Origin of the sequence: Pseudomonas sp. CMR5c, from assembly GCF_003850545.1 — a bacterium.
Taxonomy (GTDB): Bacteria; Pseudomonadota; Gammaproteobacteria; order Pseudomonadales; family Pseudomonadaceae; genus Aquipseudomonas; species Aquipseudomonas piscis.
Genome location: NZ_CP027705.1, coordinates 5,801,949 through 5,819,832 on the forward strand (window position 1 = coordinate 5,801,949; position 17,884 = coordinate 5,819,832).

The window sequence follows — 17,884 nt, forward strand, 5'->3', positions numbered from 1 at the left end:
CGAGACGGCCATTTGATAATTGTTTTCATTTGACCGTCAAGCGCCGGCGCATTCGCTCCTGTAACCGCAGGAAACCCGTGACAGGCCGATGCCAGGGCCTTCGGAGCCAGAGGATGAGCATGATATTTCTTTGCACCGGCAGCGATCTGCCCGAGGCCAGCAGCCGGGGATTCCAGATCGAGGGCGTGAAGCTCCTGGCCGTGCGCCGCGACCGCCAGGCCTATGTCTACAGCAACCGCTGCCCACATCGTGGAGTGCCCCTGGAGTGGCAACCCGACCAGTTCCTGGACCCCAGCCGCAGCCTGATCCAGTGCGCCACCCATGGCGCACTGTTCCTGATCGAAAGTGGCGAATGCGTGGCCGGCCCCTGCGCCGGCCAGTTCTTGCAAGCCATCGACTGTCGCGAGGACAGCCAGGGGATCTGGATCGATCTCTAGAGCAGCACCTCGAGGCGCCGGTCGATACAGACTTGCTCGGCCGTCAGGCTGGCGCCATAGGCCAGCACCTCGACCCCGGCCGCCACTGCCTCGCGTAACGCCGCGGCATAACCCGGATCGATTTCCTCGGCCGGACGCACCGCGTCGATGCCCGACAGGTTGACGCAATACAACTGCACCGCCCGGACACCGTCGCGAGCCAGGGTCGCCAGCTCCCTCAGGTGCTTGGCGCCACGCAGGGTCACCGCGTCGGGAAAGGCCGCGACCGACGAACCATCGAAGCCCAGGGTGACGCTCTTGACCTCGACGAAGGCCGAGCCATGGGGATAGTCGAGGCGAAAGTCGACTCGGCTGTTCTCCTGCCCATAGGCCACCTCGCGCTTGAGCCCGGTGAAACCGCGCAACTCCTCGATCACCCCGGCCTGCAACGCCTCCTCCACCAGGCGGTTGGCCCGCCCGGTATTCACGCAAGCCAGCCGCCCCTGCGGGGTTTCACTGATTTCCCAGGTCCCCGGAAGCTTGCGCTTGGGGTCGTTGGAGCGGCTGAACCACACCTGCCCGCCTTCGACCATGCAGTTGAGCATCGAGCCGGTATTGGGACAATGGATGGTCATCTGCTCGCCGTGGAGCGTCTCGATATCGGCCAGAAAGCGCTTGTAGCGGCGCAGCAGGCGCCCCTCTTCCAGGGGAGGATCGAAGCGCATCAGCCTTGCCAGCTCTGCAGGCCACGGGCGATTCGCGCCACCGCTTCCTGCAGGCGCTCCAGGCTCTGGGTGTAGGCGAAACGCACATGGTGCCCGGCCTGGTAACGCCCAAAGTCCAGGCCCGGGGTGAAGGCCAGGTGTTCGGTCTCCAGGAAGTGCCGGCAAAAGGCGAAGGCATCGCCACCAAAAGCGCTGATATCGGCATACAGGTAGAACGCGCCCTCTGGCTCCACGGCGATGCCGAAGCCCAGCTCACGCAGGGCCGGCAGCAGGAAGTCGCGACGCCGCCCGAACTCGGCGCGCCGCTGCTCCAGGATGTCGATGGTCGCGGATTCGAAACAGGCCAGGGCGGCATGCTGGGCGACGCTGGGGGCGCTGATGTAGAGGTTCTGCGCCAGTTTCTCCAGCTCACCGATGGCAGCCTCTGGCGCCACCAGCCAGCCAAGGCGCCAGCCGGTCATGCCGAAATACTTGGAAAAACTATTCAGGACGAAAGCGCTGTCATCCACTTCCAGGACGCTGGCCGCATCGGTGCCGTAGGTCAGGCCGTGGTAGATCTCATCCACCACCAGATGCCCGTTGCGCGCCTTGATCGCGGCGGACAGCCCCGCCAATTCGTCACGGCTGAGCACGGTACCGGTGGGGTTCGCCGGGGACGCCACCAGGGCGCCGACGCTGTCCTGGTCCCAGTAGCGCTCCACCAGGTCCGGAGTCAGTTGGTAACGCACATCGGGGCCGACCGGGACCAGTTGCGCGGCGCCTTCCACCAGGCGCAGGAAATGCCGGTTGCAAGGATAGCCGGGGTCCGCCAGCAACCAGTGCTTGCCAGGGTCCACCAGCAGGCTGCTGGCCAGCAGCAGGGCGCCGGAACCGCCGGGAGTGATCATGATCCGCTCGGGGTCTATGTCCAGGCCATAACGCTGCCGATAGAAACCGGAGATCGCCATACGCAGCTCGGGAATGCCACGGGCCGCGGTGTAGCGGGTCTTGCCGGCACCCAGGGCCGCCTGGCCGGCCTGGACGATCGGTTCGGCGGTGGTGAAGTCCGGTTCGCCGATCTCCAGGTGGATCACATCGTGTCCGGCGGCTTGCAGTTCGTTGGCCCGGGCCAGCAAGGCCATGACATGGAAAGGTTCGATAGCGCGACTGCGCGCACTGTAGGGCAGAGCCATTGGCCTTCCTTCATCCAAGGGGAGCAAAAACCCGATTCTACCCATGCTCTCAAGATAGGGAGAACCCGGGCTGGTCCGGGCGCCTTGTTCCTGGCTTCGCACACAATCAACGGAACCTGCAGCATTGGCTAAAATCAATGATTGAACGAGACAGTCAGAAAGCCCTGTAGGACTTTTCCTACCCCTGTAGACCAGGCAGGACAGGGGTTCGACAACCGGGAGTAGCGCGCTCTGATTTGATCTGGTAAGTTCGCCGGCTTGCAGTCGCAGGGCCGGCAACTGTCGGAGATGGAGCAATCCTGCGCAATGGATTACAAGAGTAGAGGCGGTCCATTCATGCCCACCCAAGCAAAGCAACAGATTCAATCGATCAGCGGTTTTGAACCTTATGTTGAGACTGCGGGCGAAGAGTACATGGGCAAGCCCATGCGCGAGCACTTCACCAAGATCCTGAACAAGTGGAAGCAGGACTTGATGCAGGAAGTCGACCGCACTGTTGATCACATGAAAGACGAGGCAGCCAACTTCCCCGACCCGGCCGACCGTGCCAGCCAGGAAGAAGAATTCAGCCTCGAACTGCGCGCCCGCGACCGTGAGCGCAAGCTGATCAAGAAGATCGACAAGACCCTGCAACTGATCGAAGACGAAGAATACGGCTGGTGCGAATCCTGCGGCGTCGAGATCGGTATTCGCCGCCTGGAAGCCCGCCCTACCGCCGACATGTGCGTAGACTGCAAGACCCTTGCGGAAATCAAGGAAAAACAGGTCGGCAAGTAAGCACCGACCCGGCCCAGAAACGGAGCGTACATACGCTCCGTTTTCGTTTCTGCACTCTCCTTCCGCCTCCCCCGCAAGAGCGATCCCGCTCGCGATGGTGCTCCCCGCCGACTCCATCGCCATCGTGGGGCCAGACCAAGTAACATCCGCACCATGACTGCCTCTCCCTACATCGGCCGCTTCGCCCCCACGCCCAGCGGCTACCTGCACTTCGGCTCGCTGGTCGCTGCCCTCGCCTCTTACCTGGATGCCCGCGCCGTCGGCGGTCGCTGGCTGCTGCGCATGGAAGACCTGGACCCACCCCGCGAAGAACCGGGCGCCCAGGCGGCGATCCTCAAGGCCCTGGAAAGCTACGGCTTCGAATGGGATGGCGAGATGATCCGCCAGAGTGAACGCCATGACGCCTACGCCCAGGTCCTGGATCGCCTGTTCAACCAGGGGCTGGCCTACGCCTGCACCTGTTCGCGCAAGCAACTGGAGTCCTACCAGGGCATCTACCCGGGGCTGTGCCGCAACCTCGGACACGCCCAGGATGACGCGGCGATCCGCCTGCGGGTGCCGGAACTCGAATACCACTTCATCGACCGGGTCCAGGGCCAGTTCCGCCAGCACCTGGGCCGGGAAGCGGGAGACTTCGTGATTCGCCGTCGCGACGGGCTCTATGCCTACCAGCTGGCCGTGGTGCTCGACGATGCCTGGCAGGGGATCACCGATATCGTGCGCGGCGCCGACCTGCTGGACTCCACCCCTCGCCAGCTCTATCTGCAGGAACTTCTGGGCCTGCCCCAGCCGCGCTACCTGCACGTGCCACTGATCACCCAGCCCGACGGCCACAAGCTCGGTAAATCCTATCGTTCGCCGCCACTGGCCGAGGACCAGGCGCCGCCATTGCTCCTGCGTGCCCTTCGGGCCCTGGGGCAGAATCCGCCAGCCGAACTGGACGGCGCCAGCGTGGCCGAGATCATGCAGTGGGGAACCCGCCACTGGGACGCAACGCTGATTCCGCGCACACTGAGCGTGCCGGAAGCGCAATTGAACTGACGCCACTTGCAGCCTGGCGCCCATCCGTTACCATCGCCGCACGTTTTCGGGCACACACAATAAAGAGAGGCCGGGATGTACATCTATCGCTTGGTCCTGCTCCTGGTAGTGGGGATCTATCTGTTTTCCCCCGCCATCATGGATTGGTGGATCGATGCTACTGGCGCCTGGTATCGCCCGTACCTGCTCTGGCTGATTCTGATCGTCGTGACCTTCATCCTGCAGAGTCAAAAAGATGCCGATGAGCTTTAGCCTGACCCAGATGATCCTGATCAGCGCCGCCTACCTGCTGGTGCTGTTCGGGGTGGCCTGGATCAGCGAGCGTGGCATGATCCCGCGCTCGATCATCCGCCACCCGCTGACCTACACCCTGTCGCTGGGGGTCTATGCCAGTGCCTGGGCCTTCTACGGTACCGTGGGCCTGGCCTACCAGTACGGCTACGGCTTCCTCTCCAGCTACCTGGGGGTTTCCGGGGCCTTCCTGCTGGCGCCGGTGCTGCTGTATCCGATCTTGAAGATCACCCGCACCTACCAACTGTCGTCACTGGCCGACCTCTTCGCCTTCCGCTTCCGCAGTACCTGGGCCGGGGCCCTGACCACCATCTTCATGCTGGTCGGAGTCCTGCCGCTGCTGGCCCTGCAAATCCAGACGGTGGCCGACTCAATCGGCATCCTGACCCATGAACCGGTACAGCATCGAGTGGCCCTGAGCTTCTGCGCGCTGATCACGTTGTTCACCATCTTCTTCGGTTCACGGCACATCGCCACCCGGGAGAAACACGAGGGCCTGGTGTTCGCCATCGCCTTCGAGTCGGTGATCAAGCTGATCGCCATCGGTGGCGTGGGCCTGTATGCGCTGTATGGGGTATTCGACGGACCACAGCAACTGGAACTCTGGCTGTTGCAGAACCAGACGGCCCTCGCCGCCCTGCACACGCCATTGCAGGAAGGCCCCTGGCGTACCCTGCTGCTGGTGTTCTTCGCCTCGGCGATCGTCATGCCGCACATGTACCACATGACCTTCACCGAGAACCTCAACCCCCGTGCCCTGGTCAGCGCCAGTTGGGGATTGCCGCTGTTCCTGCTGTTGATGAGCCTGGCGGTGCCGCTGATCCTCTGGGCCGGCCTCAAGCTCGGCGCCACTACCAACCCGGAATACTTCACCCTGGGCATCGGCATCGCCGCCGACAGCCCCGCCCTGGCGCTGATGGCCTACGTCGGAGGGTTATCGGCCGCCAGCGGCCTGATCATCGTCACCACGCTGGCACTGTCGGGGATGGCTCTTAACCACCTGGTGCTGCCGCTGTACCAGCCGCCGGCGGAAGGCAATATCTATCGCTGGCTGAAGTGGACCCGGCGCGCGCTCATCGTCGCCATCATCATGGCCGGTTATGCCTTCTACCTGCTGCTGGGAGCCGAGCAAGACCTGGCCAACCTGGGGATCGTGGCCTTCGTCGCCACCTTGCAGTTCCTTCCCGGGGTGCTCTCGGTCCTGTACTGGCCGACCGCCAACCGCCGTGGCTTCATCGCCGGCCTGCTGGCGGGCATCCTGGTCTGGATGGTGACCATGCTGCTGCCGCTGGTGGGCAACCTGCAGGGCTTCTACATTCCCCTGCTGAACATGATCTACGTCCTCGACGACACCAGCTGGCACATGGCGGCCATCGCTTCGCTGGCAGCCAACGTGCTGATGTTCACCTTGATCTCGCTATTCACCAATGCCAGCTCCGAGGAGACCAGTGCCGCCGAAGCTTGCGCGGTGGACAACGTACGCCGACCGCAGCGCCGGGAGCTGCATGCGGCCTCGCCCCAGGAGTTCGCCACCCAGCTGGCCAAGCCACTGGGGGCCAAGGCCGCGCAGAAGGAAGTGGAACAGGCCCTGCGCGATCTCTACCTGCCCTTCGACGAACGCCGCCCCTATGCGCTGCGACGCCTGCGGGACCGCATCGAGGCCAACCTGTCCGGGCTGATGGGGCCCAGCGTGGCCCAGGACATGGTGGAGACCTTCCTGCCCTACAAGGCCGGTGGCGAGAACTACGTGACCGAGGACATCCACTTCATCGAGAGCCGGCTCGAGGACTACCACTCGCGCCTCACTGGCCTGGCCGCCGAGCTCGACGCCCTGCGTCGCTACCACCGGCAAACCCTGCAAGAGCTGCCAATGGGCGTCTGCTCCCTGGCCAAGGACCAGGAGATCCTGATGTGGAACAAGGCCATGGAGGAACTCACCGGGATTCCCGCCCAGCATGTGGTGGGGTCGCGCCTGGGGACCATCGCCAACCCGTGGAGGGACCTGCTCCAGGGCTTCATCGACCTGCCCGACGAACACCTGCACAAGCAGCATCTGGCCCTGGACGGCCAGACCCGCTGGCTGAACCTGCACAAGGCAGCCATCGACGAGCCCTTGGCGCCGGGCAACAGCGGCCTGGTGTTGCTGGTGGAGGACCTGACCGAGACCCAGACTCTGGAAGACAAGCTGGTGCACTCCGAGCGCCTGGCCAGTATCGGCCGCCTGGCCGCCGGGGTCGCCCATGAAATCGGCAACCCGGTCACCGGCATCGCCTGCCTGGCGCAGAACCTGCGCGAGGAACGCGAGGAAGATGGCGAACTGACGGAGATCAGCGAGCAGATCCTGGAGCAGACCAAACGCATCTCGCGCATCGTCCAGTCGCTGATGAGTTTCGCCCATGCCGGCAGCCACCAGCACAACGACGAAGCCGTATGCCTGGCCGAGGTGGCCCAGGATGCCATCGGCCTGCTGGCACTGAACCGGCGTAATTTCGAGGTGCAGTTCTTCAATTTGTGCGATCCCGACCACTGGGTGGATGGCGATCCCCAGCGCCTGGCCCAGGTGTTGATCAACCTGCTGTCCAACGCTCGCGACGCCTCCCCCGCAGGGAGCGCGGTACGCGTCAAGAGCGAGGCTTTCGAGCATACGGTCGACCTGATCGTGGAAGATGAAGGCAGCGGCATTCCCAAGAACATCATGGACCGATTGTTCGAACCGTTTTTCACCACCAAGGATCCAGGGGAAGGCACCGGTCTGGGCCTTGCACTGGTCTATTCCATCGTTGAAGAGCATTATGGACAAATCACCATCGACAGCCCGGCCGATCCACAGAGCCAGCGCGGCACCCGTATTCGAGTGACCTTGCCGCGCCATGTCGAAGCGACGTCCGCTGTGAACTGAGACCGTCGAGAGAATTGAATCAATGCCGCATATTCTGATCGTCGAAGACGAAACCATCATCCGCTCCGCCTTGCGACGCCTGCTGGAACGCAACCAGTATCAGGTCAGCGAGGCTGGTTCGGTGCAGGAAGCACAGGAACGCTTCAGTATTCCCACGTTCGACCTGATCGTCAGCGACTTGCGTTTGCCAGGCGCCCCGGGCACCGAGCTGATCAAGCTGGGCCAAGGTAAGCCGGTGCTGATCATGACCAGCTACGCCAGTCTGCGCTCGGCCGTGGACTCGATGAAAATGGGCGCGGTGGACTACATCGCCAAGCCGTTCGACCACGACGAGATGCTCCAGGCCGTGGCACGTATCCTGCGGGACCGGCAAAGCGCCGACCAGGCACCGGCCGAGCGGCCAGCCGGCAAGGCCGCTGGCACCGACAAGAGCGCGGCCAGCAACGGCGAGATCGGCATCATCGGCTCCTGCGCGCCCATGCAGGATCTGTACGGCAAGATCCGCAAGGTGGCGCCAACCGATTCCAATGTACTGATCCAGGGTGAATCCGGTACCGGCAAGGAGCTGGTGGCCCGGGCGCTGCACAACCTGTCCAAGCGCGCCAAGGCGCCGATGATCTCGGTGAACTGTGCGGCCATTCCGGAAACCCTGATCGAATCCGAACTGTTCGGCCATGAAAAAGGCGCGTTCACCGGCGCCAGTGCCGGACGTGCCGGCCTGGTGGAAGCGGCCGACGGCGGCACGCTGTTCCTCGACGAAATCGGCGAGCTGCCGCTGGAGGCCCAGGCGCGCTTGCTGCGGGTCTTGCAGGAGGGCGAGATCCGCCGCGTGGGCTCGGTGCAATCGCAGAAGGTCGATGTTCGCCTGATCGCCGCGACCCACCGCGACCTCAAGAGCCTGTCGAAGATCGGCCAGTTCCGTGAAGACCTGTATTACCGCCTGCATGTGATTGCCTTGAAGCTGCCGGCCCTGCGTGAGCGCGGCGCCGACGTCAACGAAATCGCCAACGCCTTCCTCGCCCGCCAAAGTGCGCGCATCGGCCGTACGGACCTGAAGTTCGCCGCCGATGCCGAACAAGCGATCCGCCATTATTCCTGGCCCGGTAACGTGCGTGAGCTGGAAAACGCCGTCGAGCGCGCGGTGATCCTGTGCGAGAGCCCGGAAATCTCCGCGGACCTGCTGGGCATCGACATCGAACTGAGCGACCTGGAAGACGAGGACTTCGGCAGCCTGGCGCCGCAAACGGCACCTACCAGCCATGAGCCCACCGAAGACCTGTCCCTGGAAGACTACTTCCAGCACTTCGTCCTCGAGCACCAGGACCACATGACCGAGACCGAGCTGGCACGCAAGCTGGGCGTCAGCCGCAAGTGCCTGTGGGAACGCCGTCAGCGCCTGGGTATCCCACGGCGCAAGAGCGGGGTGACCAGCGAAAGCTGATACCTGCGCGACCTGGTGAGGTAACACCGGGTTTGTGAAAAAAACTGTTACCCCTGTAAGTGGACGTAACAGAAGCCGGGGCTAAAGGTAACGAAGCCCCGGTTTTTTTGCCTCGAGAAAAGCAGCCCACCCCGTCTAACCCCTTGTTTTACTGGGCTTTGCAAAAGTTGGCACGGCACCTGCTATATGTTTGGTACAAGAACAATAACAAGCAATGCACAAGACAATAAAAATAAGACGAATCGACTCACGCATAACAAAAACAACACGGCGGAGGCGCAGCTAACTGATTCTTTTGAAGAGGCGTTGTATTTGGGGCTTGCCCCACAACCAGGCTGAGAACAACAAAAACTGCCCTAAAGCAGAGCCTGAACTGGTTGGATCGAAAGATCATTGCAACTCAGCGATCAAAGCAATCCGTTTGCTCTTAGCTCCCGATTGGGAGGGCCACTCTGGACAAACCAGATGGCAAGGGCGTTAAACAAAAACAAGAAGCCCGAAACCAATAATAAAAATAGAGCACGCAACTATTCTGGGGGAGCTTCGGCTCCCCTTGTGGTTCCTGGCGTTCAGCCATCGCCTCACGTCCATCCCCACGACTCATCCTGATGGAATGTCCTGTGCATAAGTCGCGGCAGCTTCCTACACCATCCTTCGACTAAATGCTAGAATCCCCGCCCATCATGCGGTCATTCTTCGTTTTGGCCGAACATTCCTTCAAACAGTGCATCCCATGCTGAAGAAGCTGTTCCAGTCATTCCGTTCTCCCTTGCGTCGTACGCAACATAAACGCAGCACCCCTGAAGTGCTCAACAGCAGCCAGCACTCGCTGCAGCGCGCCCAGTTCAGCCGGTATGCGGTCAATATCGTCGAACGCCTGCAGAACGCCGGCTACCAGGCCTACCTGGTGGGTGGCTGCGTGCGCGACATGCTGCTCAACATCACCCCCAAGGATTTCGACGTCGCCACCAGCGCCACGCCGGAACAGGTCCGGGCCGAGTTTCGCAATGCGCGAATCATTGGCCGGCGGTTCAAGCTGGTGCACATCCACTTCGGTCGCGAAATCATCGAGGTGGCGACCTTCCGCGCCAATCACCCGCAGAACGAAGACGAAGAGGACAGCAACCAATCCTCGCGCAACGAAAGCGGGCGGATCCTGCGGGACAACGTCTACGGCACCCTGGAGGATGATGCGCAACGCCGCGACTTCACCATCAATGCCCTGTACTACGACCCGGTCAGCGAACGCATCCTCGACTATGCCAATGGCGTCCACGACATTCGCAACAACCTGGTGCGTCTGATCGGCGATCCGCGCAAGCGCTACCAGGAAGATCCGGTGCGCATGCTGCGAGCGGTGCGCTTTGCCGCCAAGCTGAACTTCGGGATCGAAAAGCACACCGCCGCGCCGATCCGCGAACTGGCGCCGATGCTGCGGGAAATCCCTTCGGCGCGCCTGTTCGAGGAAGTGCTCAAGCTGTTCCTCTCCGGCCATGCCGCCGATACCTTCGAGATGCTGGTGGACCTGCAGCTGTTCGATCCGCTGTTCCCAGCCAGCGCCGAAGCCCTGGAATACAACCCGACCTACACCCATACGCTGATCAGCGAGGCATTGGCCAACACCGATCTGCGGATCAAGCAGAACAAACCGGTAACCCCGGCCTTCCTGTTCGCTGCCCTGCTCTGGCCGGCCCTGCCTGCCCGGGTCCTGCACCTGCAGGAACGCGGCATGCCGCCGATCCCGGCCATGCAGGAAGCCGCCCACGAACTGATCGCCGAACAGTGCCAGCGCATCGCCATCCCCAAACGTTTCACCATGCCGATCCGCGAGATCTGGGACATGCAGGAACGCCTGCCGCGCCGCAGTGGCAAGCGAGCCGACCAATTGCTGGACAATCCACGCTTCCGCGCCGGCTACGACTTCCTGCTGCTACGCGAAAGCGCCGGCGAACAAACCGACGGCCTCGGTGAATGGTGGACCGACTACCAGGACGCCAATGACACCGAACGTCGCGACATGATCCGTGACCTCAGCGGCAAGGACGATGCCAGTGGCGCGCCACGCAAACGCCGGCGCAGCGGTGGTGCCAAGCGCAAGCGGGCCGGCGGCGCCGATACGTCGGGCGAATGACCGATGGAGCGTATCTATATCGGCCTGGGCAGCAACCTGGCGGATCCCGAGGAGCAACTGCGCAGCGCCATCGAGGCCCTGGGGAAGATCCCCGCGAGCCGTCTGCATGGCGTTTCGGCGTTCTACCAAAGCGATTCGCTGTTGCCCGGCCAACCGCGCTTCACCAACGCCGTGGCGGCGCTGGACAGCGCCCTCGAGCCGCTGCAATTGCTCGATGCGCTGCAAGCCATCGAGCAACAACAAGGCCGGGAACGCCACGAACGCTGGGGCCCAAGGACCCTGGACCTGGACATCCTGCTGTTCGGTGATCGGCTGATCGACGAACCCCGCCTCAAAGTCCCGCACTACCACATGCAGGCCCGCCCCTTCGTCCTCTATCCCCTGGCGGAACTGGCTCCGGCCGACCTGCAGCTGGCCGATGGCCGCAGCCTGCGGGAACTGCTCGCCGCCTGCCCATTTGTCGGCCTGGAACGCCAGGCCTGACAGCTGAAACGCATCAGTAACGGCGGTAACACTACCGCCGTAACAATGCGGTAACACATCTAATTGACTTCCAGAGTTCTCCTCACGACTATAGGCGTCCCGTTGCCGCCATCACGGCGTTAAAGGGCGCAATTCAAGTGAAGCTTGTTCGCGGCGAACCCGGGAAACGCCAGGCAGAGGCAGTGATGCAAGGGCGGAACACCCGTCGGCACGCGACCTTTTTCCACCATGGCAAGCTGTACATGACGCCCCACGGGGGCGTATCCGGGATCGTTCAAATCGCTTGGAAGCAGGCTGTATAAGCACGACAAAAGACCGTGCGCCTGAACAACGAAGAATCACGCGCGTTACTCGCAGTAGTTTCCAAAGCGCCTGAATGAGGACCCCTTTTCATGCCAGACATCACTCTGACCACCCTGCAAAGCCTCAAGCAGAAAGGTGAGAAAATCACCATGCTGACCTGCTATGACGCCACCTTCGCCCACACATGCAACGAAGCCGGCGTCGAAGTCCTGCTGGTCGGCGACTCCCTGGGCATGGTCTTGCAAGGGCACGACAGCACATTGCCAGTCACCGTCGCCGACATGGCCTACCATGTCGCAGCGGTGAAACGCGGCAACAGCGGGGCCCTGATCCTCGCCGACCTGCCCTTCATGTCCTACGCCACCACTGAACAGGCCCTGAGCAGTTCGGCGCAGCTGATGCAGGCTGGTGCGCACATGGTCAAGATCGAAGGCGCGGCCTGGCTGGCCGAGCCGGTCCGCCTGCTGAACGAGCGTGGCGTCCCGGTCTGTGTGCACATGGGGCTGACCCCACAGACCGTGAACGTCCTGGGCGGCTACAAGGTCCAGGGACGCAACGAGAGCCAGGCCCGGCAGATGCGTGCCGACGCCATCGCCCTGGAACAGGCCGGTGCGGCCATGCTGCTGCTCGAATGCGTGCCCAGCGAGCTGGCGGCGGAAATCACCCAGGCGGTGAAGATCCCGGTGATCGGCATCGGTGCCGGCAGCGCCACCGATGGCCAGGTGCTGGTGCTCCACGACATGCTGGGCCTGTCCCTCACCGGCCGTTCGCCCAAGTTCGTGAAGAACTTCATGGCCGGCAAGGACAGCATCCAGGCGGCGCTGAGCGCCTACGTGCAGGAAGTCAAGGCCGTCACCTTCCCTGGCGCCGAACACGGGTTCTCCGCATGAATACTGTAAAGACCGTGCGTGAGTTGCGCGCCGCGGTTGCTCGCGCTCGCAGCGAAGGCAAGCGTATCGGCTTCGTGCCGACCATGGGCAACCTGCACAGCGGGCACGCCGCGCTGGTGGCCAAGGCCGCACAGCGCGTGGACTTCGTGGTCGCCAGCATCTTCGTCAACCCGCTGCAGTTCGGCGCCGGCGAAGACCTGGACAAATATCCCCGCACCCTCGCCGCCGACCAGGAAAAACTGCTCCAGGCTGGCTGCCACCTGCTGTTCGCCCCCACTGTCGAAGAGATGTACCCCGACGGCATGGCCGGACAGACCCGGGTCAGCGTTCCCCAGTTGTCCGAAGGCCTGTGCGGCGGTAGCCGCCCCGGACACTTCGAAGGGGTGGCCACGGTGGTCAGCAAGCTGTTCAACATGGTGCAGCCCGATCTCGCGGTGTTCGGCCAGAAGGACTACCAGCAGCTGGCCGTCATCCGCGCTCTGGTACATGACTTGAACATGCCGATCCAGATCATCGGCGAACCCACGGTGCGAGCCGAGGATGGCTTGGCGTTATCCTCGCGCAACGGTTACCTGAGCGCAGAACAGCGGGCCATCGCCCCGGTGCTCTATCGCAGCCTGAGCCAGATCGCCGAGGCCATCCGCAATGGCGTGCGCGACTATCCGCAACTACTGGCCGAACAGCAGCGCCTGCTGGAGGCCGCCGGCCTGCGCCAGGACTACCTGGAAATCCGTCACGCCCGGAACCTGCGCCCGGCCACCGCCGAGGACCGAGACCTGGTGATCCTGGTGGCGGCCTACCTGGGTACCACGCGCCTGATCGACAACCTGCACCTGGACCTCGACGCGCCGGCCTGATCAGCCGATTGCCCGAACCCCAACCTTCGGGCAAACTGCCGCCCGCCGGGGCCTGCAGCTAAAACTGCAGGCCCCTTTTCGAGGATCCGACCTAGGGAAAATCCCATGCACGCCATCATGCTCAAGGCCAAGCTGCATCGCGCAGAAGTCACCCACGCCGTGCTTGACTACGAAGGCTCTTGCGCCATCGACGGCGACTGGCTGGACCTCTCCGGCATTCGCGAATACGAGCAGATCCAGATCTACAACATCGACAATGGCGAACGCTTCACCACCTACGCCATCCGTGGCGAATCCGGCTCGCGCATGATCTCGGTGAACGGCGCGGCCGCACACAAGGCCAAGGTCGGCGATCGGGTGATCATCTGCGCCTACGCCCACTACAGCGAAGCCGAATTGCTCAACTTCAAGCCCCGCATGCTGTACATGGCTCCCGGCAACGAGCTGAGCCACACCAGCCACGCGATTCCGGTTCAGGTCGCCTGACCCCTTAGTTTCTTCACACCGCAAGCCTATGCCGCGCGGTCGGTGCAAAATAGTACCGACCGCAAGTCGGAGAAGGCCGAGACAGGAGCCCAGGCTGGAGTTACTGTTGTCGCCCCGGGTGATTAATCGAATCAGCACAGGGCCGAACGCACCAAGTCCGTGAATCCAGAATGGACGTTCCGGGCTTTTCAGTGTCCAAAAGGCAGTTCAAGCAAAAGGAAAACCGCAGCGATGGCGTACTACCGCACTCCTCACGACGTTACCGCTCTGCCCGCCTGGCAAGCGTTGAAAGACCATCGCCAAGCCATGCAGGATTTCAGCATGCGCGAGGCATTCAATGCCGACCCACAGCGCTTCAGCCAGTTCACCCTGAGCAGCTGCGGATTGTTTCTCGACTACTCCAAGAACCTGATCACCGGCCAGACCCGCGACCTGCTGGTGGACCTGGCCAAGGAAGTCGGGCTGGCCGACGCAATCAAGTCGATGATGACCGGCGAACTGGTCAACGCCTCCGAAGGCCGCCCGGCCCTGCACACCGCCCTGCGCCGCCCGGTAGGCGACAAGCTGTCGGTCAATGGCGTGAACGTCATGCCGGAAGTGCACAAGGTGCTGAACCAGATCACCGAACTGGTGGGCCGCATCCACGACGGCCTGTGGCGCGGCTATACCGAGAAACCCATCACCGACGTGGTGAACATCGGTATCGGCGGCTCCTTCCTCGGCCCAGAGCTGGTATCCGAAGCCCTGCTGTCGTACACCCACAAGGGCGTGCGCTGCCACTACCTGGCCAATATCGACGGCAGCGAATTCCATGAGCTTTCGGCGAAGATCCGCGCAGAGACCACGCTGTTCATCGTTTCGTCCAAATCCTTCAACACCCTCGAGACCCTGAAGAACGCCCAAGCCGCACGCGCCTGGTACCTGGCCCAGGGCGGTTCCGAAGCCGAGCTGCACCGCCACTTCATCGCGGTGTCGAGCAACAACGCCGCCGCCGTGGCCTTCGGCATCCGCGAAGAGAACATCTTCCCGATGTGGGACTGGGTCGGCGGGCGCTACTCGCTGTGGTCCGCCATCGGCCTGCCGATCGCCCTGGCCATCGGCATGTCCAACTTCAAGGAACTGCTGTCCGGCGCCTACACCATGGACCAGCACTTCCAGAGCGCGCCGTTCGAGCAGAACATGCCGGTGCTGCTGGCGCTGCTGGGCGTGTGGTACGGCAACTTCTGGGGCGCGCAGAGCCACGCGATCCTGCCGTACGACCACTACCTGCGCAACATCACCAAGCACCTGCAGCAGCTGGACATGGAATCCAACGGCAAGAGCGTGCGCCAGGACGGTACCCCAGTGGGCACCGACACCGGTCCGGTGATCTGGGGCGGCGTGGGCTGCAACGGCCAGCACGCCTACCACCAGCTGCTGCACCAAGGCACCCAACTGATCCCGGCCGACTTCATCGTGCCGATCGTCAGCTTCAACCCGGTGGCCGACCACCACCAGTGGCTGTACGCCAACTGCCTGTCCCAGAGCCAGGCGCTGATGCTCGGCAAGACCCGCGCCGAAGCCGAGAGCGAGCTGCGCAACAAGGGCCTGAGCGAAGCCGAGGTGCAACGTCTCGCACCGCACAAGGTGATCCCCGGCAACCGGCCGAGCAACACCCTGGTGGTCGAGCGCATCAGCCCACGGCGTCTTGGCGCGCTGGTGGCGCTCTACGAGCACAAGGTGTTCGTGCAGAGCGTGATCTGGGGCATCAACGCCTTCGACCAATGGGGCGTGGAGCTGGGCAAGGAGCTGGGCAAGGGCGTCTACGGTCGCCTGGTGGGCAGCGACGAAACCAGCGCCGAGGATGCCTCGACCCAGGGGCTGATCAACTACTTCCGCGGTCGTCATCGCGGCTGATCGCCACTCTGCGGGAGCCGGCTTGCCGGCTCCCGTTCGGGCCATGGCCCTTGAACCTTGCCCTCACATGCGCGCACCCTTGAGCCTTGTCGCCAAACAAGCACAAGGAGCCGTCATGTTCGATATCAGCATTTTTCCGAAAGCCGATGCCGTCCGCCAGGCAGCCCAACTGAGCCAGGACGACTACCTCCACCTCTATCGCCAGTCCATCGAGCAGCCAGAACTGTTCTGGGCCGGGCAAGCCAAGCGTTTTTTGCATTGGAGCCAACCCTGGGCCGAAGTGCATCGCCATGACAGCCGCACCGGCCAGGCCAGTTGGTTCCGCGGCGGCCAGCTCAATGTCAGCTACAACTGCATCGACCGCCACCTGGAAACACGCGGTGACCAGACCGCAATCATCTGGGAAGGCGACGACCCTGCCGAATCCTTGCGCATCACTTACCGCACCTTGCATCAACAGGTCTGCCGACTGGCCAACCTGCTCAAGAGCCGCGGCGTGAAGAAAGGCGACCGGGTATGCATCTACATGCCGATGATTCCCGAGGCCGCCTACGCCATGCTCGCCTGCACGCGCATCGGTGCCGTGCATTCGGTGGTTTTCGGCGGCTTCTCCCCGGAGGCCCTGCGCGACCGGATCCTCAATGCCGATTGCCATACCCTGATCACCGCCAACGAAGGCCTGCGCGGCGGCAAGCTGGTGCCGCTTAAAAGCAACGTCGACAAGGCGCTGCTCAGTTGCCCGGACGTCAGCAACGTGATCATGGTCCAGCGCACCGGCGCAGTAGTGAACTGGGTCGACGGCCGCGACATTCACTATGAGCAGGCCATGGCCGCCAGCAGCGACCAGTGCGCCCCCGAACCGATGGACGCCGAGGATCCGCTGTTCATCCTCTACACCTCCGGCAGCACCGGCAAACCCAAGGGAGTACTGCACACCACCGGCGGCTACCTGCTGCAGGTGGCCATGACCTTCAAGTACGTCATGGACTACCGCGACGGCGAGGTCTTCTGGTGCACCGCCGATGTCGGCTGGGTCACCGGTCACAGCTATATCCTCTACGGTCCGCTGGCCAACGGCGCCACCACGCTGATCTTCGAAGGAGTCCCCAACCACCCCAGCACTTCACGCTTCTGGGAAGTGGTGGACAAGCATCGGGTGAACATCTTCTACACCGCGCCCACCGCCTTGCGCGCCTTGATGCGCGAAGGCAGCGGACCGTTGCGCAACAGCTCGCGCGCCAGCCTGCGCCTGCTCGGCAGCGTCGGTGAGCCGATCAATCCGGAGGCCTGGGAATGGTATTTCAACGAGGTGGGCGAACAACGCTGCCCAATCGTCGATACCTGGTGGCAGACCGAGACCGGCGGCATCATGCTCAGCCCGCTGGCCAGCACCCGGCAAATCAAGCCCGGTTGCGCCATGACGCCGATGTTCGGCGTGCAGCCGGTGTTGCTGGATGACCAGGGCCAGGAGATCCAGGGCGCCGGTAGCGGCATCCTGGTGCTCAAGGGCAGTTGGCCCGGGCAGATCCGTACCGTCTATGGCGACCCGCAACGCATGGTCGAGACCTACTTCGCGCCTTACCCGGGCTACTACTTCACCGGTGACGGCGCCCGACGCGATGAAGACGGCAGCTACTGGATCACCGGGCGCATCGATGACGTGATCAACGTCTCCGGACACCGCATCGGTACCGCGGAGGTAGAGAGCGCCCTGGTGCTCCACGACAGCATCGCCGAAGCCGCCGTGGTGGGTTATCCCCATGACCTCAAGGGCCAAGGTATCTATGCCTTCGTCACGCCAATGCAGGGGATAGAGCCCGACGCCACCCTGAAGCAGGAACTCCTGGCCCTGGTCAGCCGCGAGATCGGCAGCTTCGCCAAGCCGGAGCTGATCCAGTGGGCACCGGCCCTGCCCAAGACTCGCTCGGGCAAGATCATGCGGCGTATCCTGCGCAAGATTGCCTGCAACGAGCTGGACAGCCTGGGCGATACCTCGACCCTGGCCGACCCTGGAGTGGTGCAGGGTCTGATCGATCAACGCTTGAACCTCTGAAAGCGGCGCGGCCCGGCCGCGCC

General features: G+C 63.1%; 15 protein-coding genes. 13 read left to right on the forward strand and 2 right to left on the reverse strand.

Annotated features, from left to right (window positions below):
* The first annotated feature begins 119 nt into the window (after positions 1–119).
* Complete coding sequence (locus C4K40_RS26775) at positions 120–437, forward strand: Rieske (2Fe-2S) protein (protein WP_053138780.1); 318 nt, start codon at positions 120–122, stop codon at positions 435–437.
* Here the strand turns inward: C4K40_RS26775 and sfsA are convergent.
* Both sfsA and C4K40_RS26785 read right to left on the reverse strand, forming a co-directional pair.
* Entirely contained in the window at positions 434–1,141 is a 708-nt protein-coding gene (gene sfsA, locus C4K40_RS26780) for a DNA/RNA nuclease SfsA (RefSeq protein WP_053138741.1), read from the reverse strand. The two genes, C4K40_RS26775 and sfsA, sit on opposite strands and share 4 nt — an antisense overlap.
* Positions 1,141–2,313, reverse strand: coding sequence for a pyridoxal phosphate-dependent aminotransferase (locus C4K40_RS26785; RefSeq protein ID WP_022641016.1), 1,173 nt, complete (start codon positions 2,311–2,313; stop codon positions 1,141–1,143). Before C4K40_RS26785 ends, sfsA begins: the two co-directional genes overlap by 1 nt.
* Before the next feature lie 336 nt (positions 2,314–2,649).
* Between C4K40_RS26785 and dksA the strand changes: the two genes are divergently transcribed.
* The 12 genes from dksA (at position 2,650) to acs (ending at position 17,861) form a co-directional block, all read left to right on the forward strand.
* A complete protein-coding gene (gene dksA, locus C4K40_RS26790; protein WP_011063504.1) occupies positions 2,650–3,090 on the forward strand; it encodes an RNA polymerase-binding protein DksA in 441 nt (146 codons plus the stop codon).
* A 153-nt stretch (positions 3,091–3,243) separates the two neighbouring features.
* On the forward strand, positions 3,244–4,131 hold the full coding sequence (gene gluQRS / locus C4K40_RS26795) for a tRNA glutamyl-Q(34) synthetase GluQRS (protein WP_053138744.1): 888 nt from the start codon (positions 3,244–3,246) through the stop codon (positions 4,129–4,131).
* A gap of 75 nt (positions 4,132–4,206) precedes the next feature.
* On the forward strand, positions 4,207–4,383 hold the full coding sequence (locus C4K40_RS26800) for a hypothetical protein (RefSeq protein WP_003176118.1): 177 nt from the start codon (positions 4,207–4,209) through the stop codon (positions 4,381–4,383).
* On the forward strand, positions 4,367–7,321 hold the full coding sequence (locus C4K40_RS26805) for a sensor histidine kinase (RefSeq protein ID WP_164485042.1): 2,955 nt from the start codon (positions 4,367–4,369) through the stop codon (positions 7,319–7,321). The genes C4K40_RS26800 and C4K40_RS26805 overlap by 17 nt, the downstream gene beginning before the upstream one ends.
* A gap of 22 nt (positions 7,322–7,343) precedes the next feature.
* Positions 7,344–8,762, forward strand: coding sequence for a sigma-54 dependent transcriptional regulator (locus C4K40_RS26810; RefSeq protein WP_053138750.1), 1,419 nt, complete (start codon positions 7,344–7,346; stop codon positions 8,760–8,762).
* Between the two features lie 733 nt (positions 8,763–9,495).
* Positions 9,496–10,893 carry a polynucleotide adenylyltransferase PcnB gene (locus tag C4K40_RS26815; RefSeq protein WP_053138753.1) on the forward strand — a complete coding sequence of 466 codons (1,398 nt, stop codon included), beginning with the start codon at positions 9,496–9,498 and terminating at the stop codon, positions 10,891–10,893.
* Between the two features lie 3 nt (positions 10,894–10,896).
* A complete protein-coding gene (folK, locus tag C4K40_RS26820) occupies positions 10,897–11,376 on the forward strand; it encodes a 2-amino-4-hydroxy-6-hydroxymethyldihydropteridine diphosphokinase (protein ID WP_053138756.1) in 480 nt (159 codons plus the stop codon).
* Positions 11,377–11,768: 392 nt separating this feature from the next.
* Positions 11,769–12,569: a 3-methyl-2-oxobutanoate hydroxymethyltransferase gene (panB, locus tag C4K40_RS26825; protein WP_053138759.1), complete on the forward strand. Its 801-nt coding sequence runs from the start codon at positions 11,769–11,771 to the stop codon at positions 12,567–12,569.
* Positions 12,566–13,426, forward strand: a complete 861-nt coding sequence (gene panC / locus C4K40_RS26830) for a pantoate--beta-alanine ligase (protein WP_053138762.1) — start codon at positions 12,566–12,568, stop codon at positions 13,424–13,426. Before panB ends, panC begins: the two co-directional genes overlap by 4 nt.
* A gap of 105 nt (positions 13,427–13,531) precedes the next feature.
* Complete coding sequence (gene panD / locus C4K40_RS26835) at positions 13,532–13,912, forward strand: aspartate 1-decarboxylase (protein ID WP_053138765.1); 381 nt, start codon at positions 13,532–13,534, stop codon at positions 13,910–13,912.
* Between the two features lie 231 nt (positions 13,913–14,143).
* Positions 14,144–15,808 (forward strand): glucose-6-phosphate isomerase, encoded by a 1,665-nt coding sequence (gene pgi / locus C4K40_RS26840; RefSeq protein ID WP_053138768.1) that lies wholly within the window; start codon positions 14,144–14,146, stop codon positions 15,806–15,808.
* A gap of 115 nt (positions 15,809–15,923) precedes the next feature.
* Positions 15,924–17,861, forward strand: coding sequence for an acetate--CoA ligase (acs, locus tag C4K40_RS26845; RefSeq protein ID WP_053138771.1), 1,938 nt, complete (start codon positions 15,924–15,926; stop codon positions 17,859–17,861).
* The last annotated feature ends 23 nt before the right edge of the window (positions 17,862–17,884 follow it).

Excerpts from the sequence above, each read along its gene's own strand:
- C4K40_RS26805 (WP_164485042.1), top strand. The coding sequence starts at position 4,367 with ATGCCGATGAGCTTTAGCCTGACCCAGATGATCCTGATCAGCGCCGCC.
- C4K40_RS26775 (WP_053138780.1), top strand. The coding sequence starts at position 120 with ATGATATTTCTTTGCACCGGCAGCGATCTGCCCGAGGCCAGCAGCCGG.
- pgi (WP_053138768.1), top strand. The coding sequence starts at position 14,144 with ATGGCGTACTACCGCACTCCTCACGACGTTACCGCTCTGCCCGCCTGG.
- panC (WP_053138762.1), top strand. The coding sequence starts at position 12,566 with ATGAATACTGTAAAGACCGTGCGTGAGTTGCGCGCCGCGGTTGCTCGC.
- gluQRS (WP_053138744.1), top strand. The coding sequence starts at position 3,244 with ATGACTGCCTCTCCCTACATCGGCCGCTTCGCCCCCACGCCCAGCGGC.
- sfsA (WP_053138741.1), bottom strand. The coding sequence starts at position 1,141 with ATGCGCTTCGATCCTCCCCTGGAAGAGGGGCGCCTGCTGCGCCGCTAC.
- C4K40_RS26800 (WP_003176118.1), top strand. The coding sequence starts at position 4,207 with ATGTACATCTATCGCTTGGTCCTGCTCCTGGTAGTGGGGATCTATCTG.
- folK (WP_053138756.1), top strand. The coding sequence starts at position 10,897 with ATGGAGCGTATCTATATCGGCCTGGGCAGCAACCTGGCGGATCCCGAG.
- dksA (WP_011063504.1), top strand. The coding sequence starts at position 2,650 with ATGCCCACCCAAGCAAAGCAACAGATTCAATCGATCAGCGGTTTTGAA.
- C4K40_RS26810 (WP_053138750.1), top strand. The coding sequence starts at position 7,344 with ATGCCGCATATTCTGATCGTCGAAGACGAAACCATCATCCGCTCCGCC.
- C4K40_RS26785 (WP_022641016.1), bottom strand. The coding sequence starts at position 2,313 with ATGGCTCTGCCCTACAGTGCGCGCAGTCGCGCTATCGAACCTTTCCAT.
- panB (WP_053138759.1), top strand. The coding sequence starts at position 11,769 with ATGCCAGACATCACTCTGACCACCCTGCAAAGCCTCAAGCAGAAAGGT.
- panD (WP_053138765.1), top strand. The coding sequence starts at position 13,532 with ATGCACGCCATCATGCTCAAGGCCAAGCTGCATCGCGCAGAAGTCACC.
- C4K40_RS26815 (WP_053138753.1), top strand. The coding sequence starts at position 9,496 with ATGCTGAAGAAGCTGTTCCAGTCATTCCGTTCTCCCTTGCGTCGTACG.
- acs (WP_053138771.1), top strand. The coding sequence starts at position 15,924 with ATGTTCGATATCAGCATTTTTCCGAAAGCCGATGCCGTCCGCCAGGCA.